The organism is Glaciecola sp. KUL10 (assembly GCF_003203515.1).
Taxonomy (GTDB): domain Bacteria; phylum Pseudomonadota; class Gammaproteobacteria; order Enterobacterales; family Alteromonadaceae; genus Glaciecola.
On record NZ_BGNG01000008.1, the window covers coordinates 1 to 16208 of the forward strand.

A 16208-nucleotide genomic window follows, 5' to 3' on the forward strand; every position below is an offset into this window, starting at 1 on the left:
AACTTATTAGCAAGAATGCCGAATATACACAATCGTACAGCTGTTTCATCTCACCAACCTATGTATCCTAAAACCTTGTTATACAACGTTTAAATCAACAATACCAATGAATCAAAGCTTAAACAGGCCTGTATTTAGCGAGCCTGGGTAAAGCGGGTTTTCTCGCTATGTACACTTTTACTTTTAAGTAACTGATTTTTATAAATATTCATGCATTCCACTTTGCGGTTTAGCAAGTCATCAGATGTGGTATAGTGTGAAGACAGTCAGCTCTCTCACTATTAGTTTTTCAATTCAGTTTTTTTAATCAACAAATGACAATATTTTCCAATCCATTTATAAGGTGCTTTGCTCCCGTAGGTCTTTTCCATTTCATACAACGCTTCAAATTCATGTTCGACTTTTGATTTATCTAACATGTAATCATGAAAACAGCGGATACCAGCATGATGTATTACTTCAGCATTTGTGTTTTGTTTGATGAATTGAATTACTTCTTGCGGTTTTTGTGGGTTATGAGGATTAAGCCTGACTGTATTACGTACTTTTAAACCTGATTTGACGTAGTCAAAATTCCCGTACAATACATTATTCAGTAGCATAGCGTCATAATTAAAAAAGCTGAGAGAAAGTATCCCACTTGGCTTTAATAGCTTGTCAATTATAAACTGAATGACTTCGAAGGGGTTTGGTAACCACTCAAGAACGGCATGACATAAAACAAGATCAAAGTTTGTTTGCGTTGCCACTGCAGTATCAATATCTAAGATACCAGTTTGAATAATAGAACAATTATCAAACCCTTTGAGTCGCTCCCTTGCAATATCTAACACATCGTTTGATGAATCAATCAATGTGACTTTATGATCTCTTTGTGCAAAATCTCGGCTCATCATGCCTGTTCCACCGCCAGCATCTAGGACAGTCAAAGCATGTTCACAATCTAGATATTTGGACAAGTAACCCAGTAATAGCCTATGCCGCAATTGCCCTTTACTCGTGCCGTAAATATTTTTATCGAACTTATTTGCGATCCCATCAAAGTTATGACGAGATAATGCTATTGGACGCTTTTTCTTTTTACCCAAACTTAAATACTCGTCATGCTGGGTTGTCACAATCAATAAATGTAACGTCCAAACCAAATTCGTTTGCCAAGTACTCGCCTACAGCTTTTGCACCATAACGTTCTGTGGCGTGATGTCCTGCAGCAATAAAGTGAATATTTTGTTCTTGTGCGCTATGCACTGTTTGCTCGGAGATTTCTCCACTAATAAAGACATCAATGTCTTTACCTACCACATCATCTATGTAGCCCTGTCCCCCTCCAGTGCACCATGCAACTTTCTTGATAGACTTGTTTGCATATGGACTCTCTATTACTGTGGGCTTTCTCGCTAGTTTCATTTCTATTTTGTTTGCAAAGCTCGCAAGCGATAAAGTGTCAGTTAGCTCTCCCGACATTACAATTCCATTAGGCTTAAATCCTTCAAGCGCTTTTATATTGTTCAGCGATAGTAGGCATCCGAGTTGTGCATTATTCCCCAGCGTTGGATGAATATCGATTGGTAAATGATATGCAAAAAGATTGATGTCATGTTTTAAAAGCGTTTTGATGCGTGCTTTTTTCATGCCTATTATTTGAGCACTTTCATTTTTCCAAAAATAACCGTGATGGACCAAAATCGTGTCAGCGTTACATTTAATTGCGCTCTCGATAAGCTGCATCGATGCTGTAACACCTGTGACAATTCTGTTGATTTCTATCGAACCCTCGACTTGTAGGCCATTTGGACAATAATCATTGACCAAATCTGGTCGTAATAGTTGATTCAACGCTTGCTCTAGCTCGTTTCTTAGCACATAAACCTCTGAAATATTATTTGATTAAACTGAAATTAGACATTTGCACAAAAACCAGTATAAACTGTTGTTATATTAACAAAACCACAACAAAAAAGGTTAATTACAAACCATGAGCAAACTAGATAAAGACGCAGTTATTGCTAAGTTTACCGAAGCCTATCAAAATGCCAACGGTAAAGCGCCTGAAATTGAAGCTAAAGGCGGATGGTATAGCGTTGATGGCGGAAAAAACGTGCGTTTAGCACAGTTAGATGAACTAGCTGACAGTTTGGGTGCTGGAAGTGCACCTGCCAAAACGGAATCGTCAAATGCCAAAAAAGAAGTAGCACCTAAGAAACCAGCTGCAAAACCAAAAGCTAAGAAAGCTGTTAAATCTTCTTCTGGTTTTTCGGTAAAAGACTTCTATACTCAACAAATTAAAGAAGCTAATCCTGGCGTCAAAGCACCTCGCTAAATGATTGAGTTGAATTAGACAAAAAACCCCTTGTACAAATGTTTTGAGCAAGGGGTTTTTACTATGTGCGCAATGCTCGTTCAGCTGCAATAGAGTGTTGTCCGAATAAGAATAAAGTACTCACAGCGATAGGAATTGTTCTAACCATTAACGATAACTTCTATTACCTAATTCAATGAACCGTTCCAAGGTGGACTGCATGGCGATGGATGCAGCAAAGCCCAATTTTTGAGCTAGCGTTTTCTTTTGTGCATATTTAATTTTGAACAACTTGAATTGGTCGTTTGCGTTCATTAAATAGTCATCTGATGTCTGAAGCTTGTCGACCAAATCAAGCTCAAGCGCACGTTGTCCATACCAATATTCACCAGTAGCAACTTTGTTTATGTCTAAATTGCGATTGGCGGAAACAAAGTCTTTAAATAAGACATGTACATCTTCGAGTTCTTCTTTGAATTTTTCGCGTCCTTCATCAGTGTTTTCGCCGAGTATCGTAAGTGTACGTTTAAATGCACCAGCTGTATGCTGCTCAAACTCAATATCGTTTTTCTTCAATAGCTTGTTAAAGTTTGGAAGCTGGGCTATTACGCCAATTGAGCCAATGATAGCAAACGGCGCAGCAATGAGTTCATCTGCGACACACGCCATCATGTAACCGCCACTGGCAGCAACCTTATCGACACTTATCGTCAGCTTTAAACCTTTCTCTTTTATTCGCTGTAACTGTGAAGCCGCTAATCCATAGCCATGAACTACCCCACCTCCACTTTCTACTTTTACTAATACTTCGTCGTCTTTTTCCGCGACACAAAGTACAGCGGTGATTTCTTCGCGAAGTTGTTCAACCTCATTTGCTTGCATTGACCCATTGAACTCAAGGACAAACAAATTTGGTTTCTTATCTTTTTTAGATGCATCAGCGCTTGTATCGTCTTTCGTTTTTTTCTTTTTTTCTTTTTTCTCTTTCTTTTTCGCTTCTTTTTCTTCTTTCTCAAGTTGCTTTAATTCATCCTTAGTTAAAAGAACTTGCTTAGCTTGCAACTTCAGATCGTCAATATGGTCAGATATTGAGTCAAACTCTAAATTTCCAGCAGGTTGCTTTTGCTTGCTGCTCAGTCCCACAATGAATGCGACTACTGCAACGATAGCAACTACGATGGTAATGGCTTTAGCTAAAAACACACCATATTCAAATAAAAATTCCAAACATTTACTCCTTCTTCGGCTTCACAGCTAACAATTGGGGCAAAGAGAAAAAACAAAAGGGCCAAAAAGGCCCTTTTAGGTATATCCTACTCTTTTAACGATTTTTTAATTAGCAACAACAGATTCGTTGTTTATAACAATCGCGCGCCCCTGAGAAGCAAGGAAACTTGCAACTTGACTCTGCATCTCTACCGTAACTAGAGGGTCACTGGCAGGACTGAGGCTACTCGCATGCGCACCAGAATTAAATCTGACAATCGCATTAAGAGCATCGGTTCCCTGAACGGTGCTGACTACGCTTTGTGCCCCTAAAACAGAAACTAACGCTTCTTGACCACTGAGCGGCAATGCCGTTGTTGGCGGGATAACTAAATCAGGAAATTTATCAGCGCCATTTCCAACCACAGTCATCATATGAACTGGCGTATTTTGACCAAGGTTACCGTAGTAATTGATTGAATCACCTGCATCGACAACCGTTTGAGCGGCAAACGCAAACTGATTAAAAATTGCATTGACAGCTGCGCTCTGTTCGGCAGTAAGCCCTTCTAGAAACGCGTTTGAGAAGGCAATCAACTCAGCTTCTGTGGGTGCTCCATCTGCGAATCGAGCAGCAACAGCAGCTTGAAATTCTGGTAAACCTTGAGAAAGCAACAATGACTTGATCAAAGGTCCAAACGCAGGTGACTCCAACAAGAAGGTTGCTGTGCCGCCGCCAGGAGACTCTACCGAAGCCGCTTTAATCTCGAACATTGGATTGAACGCAGCTAATTGCCCTTCGAAACTAGTGTTTGCAACAGAGGCAAAATTACCACCTGTAATTGCACCTAAAGAAACCCCCATAACAGAAACGTTTTGAGCGTTTACACTTGCCATTTGACCTAATGTTGCGTCGACAAAAGCATTCAAACCTAAACGCAAACCTAAAAGGTCAGAAACACTTTGTCGTAAGTTATCTCTCGCTGTCGGCAAGCTAGCAAGATTTAAATAATGAGTCGCGCTAACGGTCGTAGCATTTAACTCATCAATGCCGTCACCATTTAGGTCAAACCCTCTTGAACCATGAATCGGTTGGTCAATCGCGACAGTTGCAAACCCTGCCAAAGAGAGCGTTCCGCTAATGGCTAACATTGACTCTTTGTTAGATGTAATACCATGCGCAAGCACGACAACGGGCCAACCGCCATCCGGCATGCTTATTTGAAAACCTAAAGCAGCAGCAATAGCAGGATTAGGCATCGTAATTTGTACATCTAATGTCTCGAAACCCGCAACACGCCCTTTAGGTTGAGGGATAGGGCTAAACTTAGTGAGGTTTCTGTCTTTATCAAGTAGCTCTCCATTTAAGCGGACATCATTTAATCCAACTTGCTGACAAAGCGCGGCGTTTGGACCTGCTTCAGTTGCAGGTAACACTGCAGCAGCACCTTGCAAGACAATTCCGCTGTCACAAGCAGCTGTCCAAAATTCATTAATAGGTGCAAGTGGATTGTCTAAACTAGGTACAGGAGAATAGTACGGGAGTGTTATACTTCCCTCTAAACGGTTTGCTGCACAGAAAGCACCTGCTTGTTGAATAATACCCGTAGCAACACCTGCTGCAAATTCGTTAACTTGAGGAATTGGACTGCCGAAACCGCCCGCGGCGGCCGTAAACAAGCCGCTACAAGTTGTAAATCCAGAAAAATCACTTGCTTGAATGGCTGGAACCAACGGTGCGGCTTCTGGTGGAAGTGTGCTAATGCCAAACTGGACAGCACCCTGCACTGTTTGCTCACTGACCAATCCCAATAATTCCATTGCATTTGGCTTTTCTGCTGCATCTCTTGCGACGATTGCAGGAAGCTCGAGGCCAGCAGTTGGGTCACCAACCGCTGCTTTTTGAGCAAATCCAGCGATCATCAATTGCTTAACCGTTTCTAAAACAGTCGTCGTTGACTGTGTTGTAAAAGCAGAAACGTAAGTTATTTGGTCGCGATTTAGACCGACGGCTGATAAAGCGTCTATGTGAGTATTGATAAGAGTTTGTAGACTCAATTGACTTTCCGAGGCCAATGGATTTGTTGTAATGTCTTGTTTAACTAAATCCCAAGTCGTAGACCCCTCAACCGATTTGCCCGAAGTATCTCGAAGGTCATCGGTCATTACTAACACATGTCCTTGAGCGGGTTTGAAAGGTTTAAGCGGTACCACTGTAATGGTATTTTCATCAGCTAAGCTGAGCACATAATCAACACCAAACGTTAGTTTATCACCAACTTTACAACCCGCGCTTGGAATTGCAACAGCCAAACATTCTGGGTCATTGATATCTAATCCTAAGGTTGCTTCATATATGTGAACGCCAGCTGAAAGTGTTGCACTATCAAGAGCAACGCCCGGCGCAGTAATGACATCAATCACGAAAGGTTGGTTAGTTGACCAACCGTCTAAGACATTTAATGCATTTTGAGGATCGCCGAAGTCAGTTGGGTCAGCGACAGGGATATTAAGTGTGTAGTCAAAAAATCCATCATCACCAGGCAACATCAAAAGGTCATTTGGTATATTTAAGTTACCAGCGGCCGGATCGAACACGATACGAGAGATTGGTGTTTGAATGGGTGTTTCCGCGCGGAGGTCTTGGATTGATTCATCACCACCACATCCTGCGAGACCCAAAGCAGCTACAACACTCGTGCTCACTAACAGTTTTTTCATTCTTTCTCCCCACTTGCTTGCGCTAGATAATGACGCGAGCTTTATATTTTTAAGTCATATTGATAAATCACTTCTTGTTGCATCTGTCTTTCCAACAAGTATGACCAGTTCATTTTTGTTAATAGTATTGGCTTTGTTAGCAATATGCAAAGGTTTGTTAACGGCTTGTAAGCAATTTATGATTCAAGCGCTCAAATAAACAGCGATTTTGAGTCATTGCATCAATGCATGCACAAATACAAGCTGTTGAATTAAATGATAGTACGTTAATATTCAAGTATTCGATTTTATTTATTAACATTCATACAAAAGCATGCTTCATTTAGAATTTTCTGCAAATGCAGACACATTAAAAAACAAAGTAATATTAGTGACAGGCGCTGGGGATGGCATTGGCAAACAAGCAGCACTAAGCTACGCTCAAGCCGGTGCAAATGTTGTACTATTGGGAAAGACTGTTTCTAAATTAGAACAGGTTTATGACGAAATAATGGCACAAGGTTTAGTAGAGCCCTCGATTATCCCCCTCGATTTGATGGGCGCGACACCTCAGCACTACAAAGACATGGCAAGCACAATCAAATCTCAGTTGGGCGGCTTAGATGGTGTTTTGTTTAACGCTAGTTTGCTAGGCAACCTTTGCCCATTTGAACAGATAAAGGCATCTGAGTATGAAGAAGTCATGCAAGTTAATGTGAATAGTAAATTTCATATCATGCAAGCGCTCTTACCTGTTTTGAAAGAGAGTAATGCCGCTTCTGTAATCTTCACTACCTCATCAGTTGGGCGCAATGGCCGTGCATTCTGGGGCACTTATTCAATATCAAAATTTGCAACCGAAGGAATGATGCAAATACTTGCTGATGAAAATAAGAAGTCATCAGTACGGTTTAACTGCATTAATCCAGGTGCGACAAGAACCAACATGAGAGCAAAAGCGTATCCAGCAGAAAAGCCTGAGAGCTTAAAAACACCTTTAGATATTATGCCCTCTTATTTGTATTTAATGGCCGATGCGAGCAAATCTGTCAATGGTCAGAGTTTAGATTGCCAGCCAAAATAGATAATAAAAAACGGGCTCTAGAAGCCCGTTTTTTTCGTTTTGTTACTATTATTGTAGCAACAGCCAAAACCAGTTATCAAAGATGATTACTGGCTTCTTTCCCAAGTATCTCTTAAGCCGACTGTTCTATTAAAAACCAACTGTTGTTCAGATGAGTCTTTATCAACACAGAAATATCCAGTGCGCTCAAATTGAAACGCCGATGCAAGTTCTGCTTCAGCCAAAGACGGCTCAACTACACCTTGTTTAATGGTCAAGGACTCAGGGTTAATTGCGGCAGTGAAGTCTTCTTCAGCTGCTGGATTTGGGACATTAAATAAACGGTCATATAATCGGATTTCAGCATTTATGCCGTGCTCTGCACTTACCCAATGAATCACGCCTTTTACCTTCCTTCCGTCTGCAGGATCGACACCAAGTGTTTGTTCGTCATAAGTACAATAAACAGTGGTCACTTCGCCTGATTCATCAGTGTCAACTCTATCAGCCCTCACCACATAAGCATTTCTAAGGCGCACTTCTTTATTCAACACTAATCGTTTGAACTTTTTGTTAGCTTCAATTCTAAAGTCTTCTTTTTCAATAAAGATTTCTTTAGTAAACGGAACGCTTCGAGTGCTCATTGACTCATCATTAGGATGATTGGGTGCATCCAGTATCTCTGTTTTATCTTGCGGATAATTTTCGATGACTAGCTTAAGCGGCTCAAGTACCGCCATGCGTCGAGGGGCGCTTTGGTTTAATTCGTCGCGAATACATGCTTCGAGCATTCCCATTTCAACCATATTGTCCATTTTGGTCACACCGATACGCAAACAAAACTCACGTAATGCTGATGGTGTGTAACCTCGGCGTCTAATCCCTGCAATGGTGGGCATACGAGGATCATCCCAACCAGAGACATGTGCTTCGTCGACGAGTTGAATCAATTTACGTTTCGACAAAACGGTGTATTCAAGATTTAGCCTTGAAAATTCATACTGACGTGGTGTGCAATCGATACTGATATTTTCGATGACCCAATCGTATAAACGGCGGTTGTCTTGGAACTCCAAGGTACATAATGAATGGCTAATGCCTTCAATCGCATCAGAAATACAGTGAGTAAAGTCGTACATAGGATAAATGCACCACTTGTCACCTGTTTGATGATGATGTGCAAATTTGACGCGGTAAATTACCGGGTCGCGCATGCACATAAACGAAGACGTCATGTCAATTTTTGCACGTAGGCTACATTCACCTTCTTTGTATTCACCCTGACGCATTTTTTCGAAATGCGCTAAGTTTTCTTCAACACTCGTATCTCGGTATGGACTATTTGTACCCGGTGCAGTAAGCGTTCCACGCATTTCGCGCATTTTTTCCTGAGAGCTAAAGTCAACATATGCTAGGCCTTTTTCGATAAGCTCAACTGCATAGCCATGAAGCTGATCAAAGTAGTTAGATGAGTATCTTTCTTCCCCATCCCACTCAAAACCTAACCAACTGACATCTTCTTTAATCGAATTGACGTAATCGATGTCTTCTTTTTCTGGATTTGTATCATCAAAGCGAAGATTACACGTTCCTTTATAATCTTGAGCAATACCAAAATTGAGGCAGATAGACTTCGCATGACCGATGTGTAAATAACCGTTCGGTTCAGGTGGAAAACGAGTAGCAACAGAATCATGTAACCCATTGCTCAAATCTTTATCGATAATTTGACGAATAAAATTGGTCGGACGTAGTTCAGTCTCGGCCATATAAAAAATTCCTTATTTGAAAGCAGTTCAAAAAACTTTGAGAGTATATCATTTTGAGACTGCAACAATAGTGGCAATTACGTATTTTGCTACTGCAATGTCACTAAGTAATTGAATTATTTGAGCAGACTAGTGTATAAGATACATATAATAACTGATAAGACCTCTATCAAGCTTATATTTAAGGCGGTTTTGCAAGATGAAAAACAAAGCGACATCTTTTGATATTGCACACATGGCGGGTGTTTCTCAATCAACTGTTTCACGCGCATTGAGCGATAGCCCCTTAGTAAACAAAGAAACTCGCGACAAAATTAAGCAAATCGCAAAAGAGCTCAATTACAAAGTAGATAAAAATGCGAGTAATCTTCGTAAACAACACAGCCAAACCTTGGCGTTGTTGCTTTTTGAAGATCCGACTTCAGATGATTCGTTAATCAACCCTTTTTTCATTTCAATGTTGGGAAGCATCACAAAAGCGAGTTCTGCGGCAGGTTATGATTTATTGGTTTCATTTCAAAACCTGAATGATGATTGGCACGCCGATTATGAAGATTCAAATAAAGCAGATGGCATTATCCTATTGGGATACGGTTCTTTTACAGACTATGAACACAAACTATATCAGCTTGAAGAACAAGGAACTCGTTATTTAAGATGGGGCGCACCTGATCAAAATCATCCTGGCGTGTCTATCGGTTGTGACAATTATCAGGGTGGCATTGAAGTCACCAAGCATCTATTACAAGTCGGTCATCGTAGTTTTGGTTTTATCGGCGAAGTTGGAGACGCTGCACCCGAATTTAAAGCTCGCTTTGATGGATTTAATAAGGCATTAGATGATGTCGGTATCCGTTTTGACCATAACAATCAAAAAGACGCCATTTCGACCGAGCAAGCGGGATTCGAAGCTGCTAAATCACTGCTAGAAAACAACATACCCGATGCATTGGTATGTGCGTCAGATCTCATTGCACTTGGTGCGATAAGAGCAGTAAGATCGAAAGGTCTAAAAGTACCAAAAGATATCGCTGTGGTTGGCTACGACAACATACAAGTGAGTGAGTTTGCTGCTACGCCTTTAACGACGGTGTATCAAAATACTCAATTAGCCGGTGAACTGCTGGTTTCCAACCTTCTAAAACTGATCAAACAAGAACCCGTATCTGATTATTTAATGCCACCAGAACTGATTGTTCGTGAATCTTGTGGTGTTAACCAGCCTGTCGAACGATAACAAAAAAGGTTAGCCAATTAGCTAACCTTTTGTAATTATTAAGTAATTATTTATTGCAAACAAATCAAGCTAGGCTTGTTGCACTTCCTTCTCTTTAACTAAGAAGACCGACAGACCGCCTAAAATCATGGCAACACCTGCAACGACTATAATGTTAATTGCAACGTCATCAAAGATACTGCTGACGATCCAACCCGCTGTTAATGCACAAATAATCTGTGGCATTGCAATAGTGAAGTTGAATATTCCCATATAAACGCCGGTTTTATTTGCAGGTAAAGACCCTGCCAAAATGGCGTATGGCATTGCTAAGATAGCCGCCCACGCGATACCGATACCGATCATTGGAATCATAAGATTGACTGCGCCAGCAGGCACTGTGACTTCGGTTATCAGCAAGTTAACATTGGTTGGCGTGAAGTCTTGGAAAAATAGAAAACTAATATAGCTAACACCACCCAGTATTAATGACGCACTGTAAACCAATCTACGACCTACTTTATCAGCCAGCTTTGCCAAGAAAATTGAAAATATTGCAGCAAACAATGAGTAGCCTGCGAACAATATTCCAACCCAATCACCTGCCGCACCTTTTGCAGCGGTAACCGAAGCTGGCTGCGCGACTGACGCTAGGTACTCAGGATCAAACCACTTAACTTCGACACCCCAAATATGTTGGGTAATAGCGGGCGTGGTGTACACCCACATAATGAACAAAGCAAACCATGAGAAAAATTGAACCACCGCTAATTGCTTCATGGTAGAAGGCATCGTTTTGATAAGTCCAATAAATGCGCTTAGTTTTTCAAACATGCTTGTTTTAACAGCTTGTTCAGCCGCCACTTTGCTAGCATCCATGCCCTTATAAGCATAATAGTCTTCGGGCTTGTATTCTTTGGTTCTGATGACTGTCCAAAGGACTGAACCTAAAAGGACCGTAGCACCGATGTAAAACGCCCATACAACCGAAGGCGCAACCTCGCCTGCTTTTGCAGTGTTTTCTAAGCCAATCACATTGGTTAGTAAAAACGGTAAGATTGAACCAACAACCGCGCCGACATTAATCAATAAAGACTGAACCGAATAACCTACGTTGCGCTGCTCTGCGGGCACCATATCTGATACCAAAGCACGAAACGGTTGGAAACATACATTAAATGATGCATCCATTAGTGCCAACATAAACACGCCAAAAATCATAGGTGCAATAAATGCAACAAATAACGGTGCATTTGGCATGAGGTACATCCCAAGCGCTGCTGCTAGAGCGCCAGCTAAAATATAAGGTTTTCTGCGTCCGATGCCATTCCATGTTCTATCTGATGCTGCACCAACGATAGGTTGAACTATTAAGCCCATCAAAGGCGCCACAATCCACATGAGTGACAAAGAATGTAAATCAGCACCGAGGTCGGTCATGATTCGACTCACGTTTGCATTTTGTAACGCGAAACCAAACTGAACACCTAAAAAGCCAAAACTAACTGTCCATATTTGCCAAAAACTCAATTTGGGCTGAGGCTTTTGCATAAAAATATCCCATTGTTAAACACTTGTTAATAATGCCTGAAATTCTACTCTGAGTCGGCCTAAATGACTATCAATCTGCATACGTATTCAACGCAAAAGCCCTATTTAATAGTTTATTTACGGCATAATTTGAACTTGGAATGTATGTTAGGCTAAATACTAAGGCTTTTTAAAAGCGAAATTACTATTGCTACACCAAGTAACAAGCCAATTAATATAGATTTTGAATTTATCGAGAAAGCATGAAAAAAATAGTCATTTTAGGCGGCGGCACCGCAGGCTGGATGGCCGCTAATATACTGAACAAAGCCTTGGCTGCCGAGGGCTTTGAAATTCATTTAATTGAATCTGAACAAATCGGCATCATCGGTGTTGGTGAAGGTTCAACGCCTCAATTAAAACAATTTTTTGCTTACTTAGATATCGATGAATCCCAATGGATGCCTGCCTGTAATGCAACTTACAAAAATGGTATCAGTTTTAATGATTGGACTAACAGCGAGGGGCATAATCATTACTTTCACCCATTCCCCTCGCCTTTTGATCAGCAAACGCTGGGCGCGTTTTTATACTATTGCAAACTTAGGCATCAAGGAATGGATATTGATTGCTTACCCAATCAATTCTTTTTAACCGCAAAACTGGCCGAATATGCCTACACACCCATTACCAAAGAGGGTATAGCGCCGATCAAACTCAACTATGCCTATCATTTTGACTCGGTTTTATTGGGTCAATTTCTTGCCAAAATTGCAAAAGAGAAAGGCGTAAAACATACCATCGCAACGCTTAAGTCCTCTGAACTTGACGAACCAATTGGCATCAAATCAATATCTTTAGATAACGGTGACATTGTTGAGGCCGATTTATTTGTCGATGCCAGCGGTTTTAATAGTGAATTATTGCAAAAAGCGTTGGGCGTTAAATTCCACTCTTATTCAGACAACTTGTTTAACGATTCTGCAATTGCATTTCCAAGTGAAATAACCGAAAAGTACAACACACAAACTGAAGCAAGTGCCCTAAGCGCGGGATGGGCTTGGAAAATCCCGCTCACTAATCGATATGGAAACGGCTACGTCTTTAGCAGTCGATACACAGACTTTGAGCAAGCCGAAAGTGAATTAAAAGCCCATTTAGGCATTGCAAGTGAGCTTGAGGTTAATGCTAGACGCTTAAAAATGAAAGTAGGCCAAGTAGAAAAGCACTGGCATAAAAACGTACTCGCCATTGGTCTGTCACAAGGCTTTATCGAACCACTAGAAGCTACGGCTTTACATCTTGTTCAAGAAAGCTTGATGCAGTTTATTAAACACTTTAATAAGGGCAAATTCATCGATGAAAACAAAACTGCATTTAACCAAACTATTAATGAGCGTTTTGAAGGTATAAGAGACTACATCGTTTGCCATTATAAGGTTAATACCCGAACGGACAGTCAATACTGGCAAGACAACCGAGATAACCCGTGTATCTCTGAGAACTTACAAGCAGTACTCGAAGCTTGGGATAATTCAGAAGATATTGCATCGGTTTTACAATCACGAAATATGACACAATATTACCCTGTGGTTTCTTGGTATTGCTTGTTAGCCGGTTATCAGCGATTTCCTGAAGCTACGGCGCCTAATAAAATGCCTGCTTCACAAATTGAGGGGCTTCGGAAAATGTTGGCTGCGCGAACTGAATTGTTTATTCCAGTTTAGTTGGGTTTATTTGGTGTTTTTCCTTTTTGTCATCTTCGCATGAGCGGAGAACTTGAGAGTCAGGCATTGAAGTCTTTTAGGTTGTTTACATATTGTAGGCTTTTTGGGAGATCTCCTTATACAAGGAGATGACGAGGACGTGGTGATAGCGAGGTCTTCGTGGGCACGAAAACCTCGACTTATCGACAAAGTCTACAGCACATCAACCGTCAATTTGCTTCCCAACACGCCTTTAACGACGAGTTGCTTTGCTTCACTGTTATACCAAGCTGCATACACCTCTGGTTTTTTAGGTTTATTGCTGACTTCAACGACTTTGCCATCTAATTTCACTTCAGACGGGAATGATGTTTGACCGTGAATAATAAATTCGACCTCGCGGTTGTTTGGCGCGCTGTCGAACCACCCTTCTAGGCTCAAACTAATATTTAATTGCGCTTGATGTTGTGCCTCAAACACTAGTTTTTGATATTGGCCTGATTCTATGGTGTTTGGGTCTACTCCATCGTCGTCGAACATCACATAGCGAGAGGAAGCTACTGATTTATCTGCGAAATAATGGACTTCCAATTCACGCGTATTGTAAGTATCGGTGTGTGGAATATCATTTTGTAGCATGGGGATAAAACTACCTGCTTTTGTTAGTACAGGCATTGTTTCTAATGGCGTATCAACCGAAATTGTTTCGCCACCTTGATATTTTTGGCTCGTCCAAAAATCAAACCACACCCCAGCGGGTAAGTCGATTTGTTGTGTTGTTTGACCTTGCTCAACTACAGGCGTTACCAAAAATGCATCACCCCACATGTAACTCAATGAGCCATCGATGTCAGCTTTGTCGGTATGCATAAAAGTGGGACGCATCATTGATAAGCCCGTTAAGCTATTTTCATAGGCCAAAGAGTAATTATAAGGCAATAAACGATAACGAAGTTTTACGTATTCACGCACGATATCTTGTGTCGCTTTATCATGAAAAACAGGCTCTGGCGCAATATTGTCTTGTGCATGAGGACGATATACCGGCTGAAAAACGCCGTATTGCATCCATCTAGTGTAAAGTTCAGCGTCGAAGGTTTCACCGCCTGCAAAACCGCCAAGGTCAGAATGGGTGTAGGCAAGGCCGAATAGACTCATTTGCAAGGCAAGCTCAACTTGTGGCTTTAAACCACCCCATGAGCGGCTTACATCACCTGTCCATGGAATCATTCCGTAACGTTGTGATCCCAAAAAGCCTGCACGCATCATGACAAATGGACGTTCATCAGGTCTGGAAAGCTTTTGCTTTTTATAAACCATTTCAGCCCATTTGTGCCCATACGCATTATGCACTTCATCTGCTGTCGCCCAACCACTTTCTAAGCGGTGAATACTGTCGCTAGGATGAACTTCAGGCTCACCTAAATCGCCCCACCAACCACTGACACCTTGCTGATTTAAACGCTCGTAAAACTGCCAAAACCAATCTTGTGCAACGGGATCAAATACATCCACTAAACCAGTATTACCAAAGTAAAAATCAAAGGTGCGAGGTTGCCCTTGAAGATTCTTAGCAAGGACGGCGTTTGAATTTGCAGAATCCCATTGTTTAGACGTTGTTAAAATAAATGGCTCGGTGATCATGATGGTTTTCACACCTTGATCTTTTAATTCTTTGATCATTTTTTCTGGTTCAGGCCAGTTTTCTAAATCCCACTCTAAATTGCCCATATGCCCTTTTATGTCAGGACCAAACCAGTACAAATCTAATACAATGGCATCGAGCGGAAAGTCTTGCTGTTTAAATAGCTCAACGGTATCCAAGACCTGTTGCTGTGTTTTGTAGCCAAAACGAGATGCGTAATTACCCAATGCCCAGCGCGGAGGAAGTGGCTGTTTTCCAGTGACTTCAACAAAGTTTTTGGTCAAATCGGCGTAGGTATCACCCGTCGAGATAATATAAGACGTGCGCCCAGCAACAGCTTCAAATTGTAAAACATCTTTTTGCGTGTGGCCGATATCCAAATAGCCTGATGCTGAGTTGTCAAAGCCAATAACGTACATTTTGTTCGACATAACCGCAGGCAAACTGTAGTACATTTGGCTTGATTCAGTTTCGTAGCCATAATGAGCTTTGTTATACAAAGGTAAGCGGTGCCCTCGCCTATCCATGCCTAACACACGCTGTCCTGCTCCCATGATTTTTTCATCATCTTGCAAGGTAAAATTTACTCCGCGCATGGTTTCATAGGCAAATGCGCCCGTATTTTCTGCAACTAAAAATTCACTGTCTTTGTAGTAAGCAATACTAAAAGGCACTTTTGTGATCACGGCTGATAACTTACCCGCATCAAGTGTTAATTGGTCTGCTTGCTCACTCACCTTAATATTGGTTTTATCAGCAGCCAAAATCTCTTCAGCTATCGCAAATGAAGGAAGTTGTTTTACGCCATCAGGCTGAAAAAACACTTCCATTGTTGATTGATTTAAGGCAGTAAAGCGAATACTTGCCCCGTTCAATCTTATATTGACCGCATTTTGAGTTTGCTCAATGCCTTCATACAAGTGCACATTAACTGGTGCTACTCGAGCGTCAACTTGTGCGCTTGCAACTGCCGAAAACAGCGCAAAAAATAATGAAAAAACAAACATCAACGCAATCGAAGTACTTCGACGACTTTGTTCTCTACTGCCACGTTTACCAAAAACAAAACCCATT

11 protein-coding genes are annotated in these 16208 nt (G+C 41.2%); 4 read left to right on the top strand and 7 right to left on the bottom strand.

Annotated elements, in window-relative coordinates:
• Positions 1–281: 281 nt before the first annotated feature.
• Both KUL10_RS13390 and KUL10_RS13395 read right to left on the bottom strand, forming a co-directional pair.
• Positions 282–1118 (bottom strand): methyltransferase domain-containing protein, encoded by an 837-nt coding sequence (locus tag KUL10_RS13390; RefSeq protein WP_233499841.1) that lies wholly within the window; start codon positions 1116–1118, stop codon positions 282–284.
• Positions 1102–1863 carry a Nif3-like dinuclear metal center hexameric protein gene (locus tag KUL10_RS13395; RefSeq protein WP_110429458.1) on the bottom strand — a complete coding sequence of 254 codons (762 nt, stop codon included), beginning with the start codon at positions 1861–1863 and terminating at the stop codon, positions 1102–1104. The genes KUL10_RS13390 and KUL10_RS13395 overlap by 17 nt, the downstream gene beginning before the upstream one ends.
• 112 nt (positions 1864–1975) lie before the next feature.
• Here KUL10_RS13395 and KUL10_RS13400 point away from each other — a divergent pair, with 112 nt between their 5' ends.
• Positions 1976–2320 carry a hypothetical protein gene (locus KUL10_RS13400; RefSeq protein WP_110429459.1) on the top strand — a complete coding sequence of 115 codons (345 nt, stop codon included), beginning with the start codon at positions 1976–1978 and terminating at the stop codon, positions 2318–2320.
• A 147-nt stretch (positions 2321–2467) separates the two neighbouring features.
• On the opposite strand, the gene sohB is transcribed toward KUL10_RS13400, so the two are convergent.
• Both sohB and KUL10_RS13410 read right to left on the bottom strand, forming a co-directional pair.
• The gene (gene sohB / locus KUL10_RS13405) at positions 2468–3526 is read right to left on the bottom strand and encodes a protease SohB (protein ID WP_110429460.1); all 1059 of its coding nucleotides are present in this window, start codon (positions 3524–3526) and stop codon (positions 2468–2470) included.
• 105 nt (positions 3527–3631) lie between these two features.
• A complete protein-coding gene (locus tag KUL10_RS13410) occupies positions 3632–6226 on the bottom strand; it encodes a VolA/Pla-1 family phospholipase (RefSeq protein WP_110429461.1) in 2595 nt (864 codons plus the stop codon).
• Between the two features lie 313 nt (positions 6227–6539).
• Here KUL10_RS13410 and KUL10_RS13420 point away from each other — a divergent pair, with 313 nt between their 5' ends.
• Positions 6540–7289, top strand: coding sequence for a YciK family oxidoreductase (locus KUL10_RS13420; protein WP_110429463.1), 750 nt, complete (start codon positions 6540–6542; stop codon positions 7287–7289).
• 86 nt (positions 7290–7375) lie between these two features.
• Here the strand turns inward: KUL10_RS13420 and glnS are convergent, their stop codons facing one another.
• A complete protein-coding gene (glnS, locus tag KUL10_RS13425; RefSeq protein WP_110429464.1) occupies positions 7376–9037 on the bottom strand; it encodes a glutamine--tRNA ligase in 1662 nt (553 codons plus the stop codon).
• A gap of 199 nt (positions 9038–9236) precedes the next feature.
• Here glnS and KUL10_RS13430 point away from each other — a divergent pair, with 199 nt between their 5' ends.
• Positions 9237–10274, top strand: coding sequence for a LacI family DNA-binding transcriptional regulator (locus KUL10_RS13430; RefSeq protein ID WP_110429465.1), 1038 nt, complete (start codon positions 9237–9239; stop codon positions 10272–10274).
• Between the two features lie 69 nt (positions 10275–10343).
• On the opposite strand, the gene KUL10_RS13435 is transcribed toward KUL10_RS13430, so the two are convergent.
• Positions 10344–11804 (bottom strand): MFS transporter, encoded by a 1461-nt coding sequence (locus KUL10_RS13435; protein ID WP_110429466.1) that lies wholly within the window; start codon positions 11802–11804, stop codon positions 10344–10346.
• Positions 11805–12046: 242 nt separating this feature from the next.
• On the opposite strand from KUL10_RS13435, the gene KUL10_RS13440 reads away from it, so the two are divergent.
• Positions 12047–13510, top strand: coding sequence for a tryptophan halogenase family protein (locus KUL10_RS13440; protein WP_110429467.1), 1464 nt, complete (start codon positions 12047–12049; stop codon positions 13508–13510).
• Between the two features lie 192 nt (positions 13511–13702).
• Here KUL10_RS13440 and KUL10_RS13445 read toward each other — a convergent pair whose 3' ends face one another.
• Positions 13703–16207 carry a TIM-barrel domain-containing protein gene (locus KUL10_RS13445; protein ID WP_233499830.1) on the bottom strand — a complete coding sequence of 835 codons (2505 nt, stop codon included), beginning with the start codon at positions 16205–16207 and terminating at the stop codon, positions 13703–13705.
• Between the last annotated feature and the right edge of the window lies 1 nt (position 16208).

What these genes read in the sequence shown, in the direction of transcription:
- KUL10_RS13410 (WP_110429461.1), bottom strand. Translation starts at nt 6,226, where the DNA reads ATGAAAAAACTGTTAGTGAGCACGAGTGTTGTAGCTGCTTTGGGTCTC.
- KUL10_RS13440 (WP_110429467.1), top strand. Translation starts at nt 12,047, where the DNA reads ATGAAAAAAATAGTCATTTTAGGCGGCGGCACCGCAGGCTGGATGGCC.
- KUL10_RS13430 (WP_110429465.1), top strand. Translation starts at nt 9,237, where the DNA reads ATGAAAAACAAAGCGACATCTTTTGATATTGCACACATGGCGGGTGTT.
- KUL10_RS13445 (WP_233499830.1), bottom strand. Translation starts at nt 16,207, where the DNA reads ATGGGTTTTGTTTTTGGTAAACGTGGCAGTAGAGAACAAAGTCGTCGA.
- KUL10_RS13435 (WP_110429466.1), bottom strand. Translation starts at nt 11,804, where the DNA reads ATGCAAAAGCCTCAGCCCAAATTGAGTTTTTGGCAAATATGGACAGTT.
- KUL10_RS13400 (WP_110429459.1), top strand. Translation starts at nt 1,976, where the DNA reads ATGAGCAAACTAGATAAAGACGCAGTTATTGCTAAGTTTACCGAAGCC.
- KUL10_RS13420 (WP_110429463.1), top strand. Translation starts at nt 6,540, where the DNA reads ATGCTTCATTTAGAATTTTCTGCAAATGCAGACACATTAAAAAACAAA.
- glnS (WP_110429464.1), bottom strand. Translation starts at nt 9,037, where the DNA reads ATGGCCGAGACTGAACTACGTCCGACCAATTTTATTCGTCAAATTATC.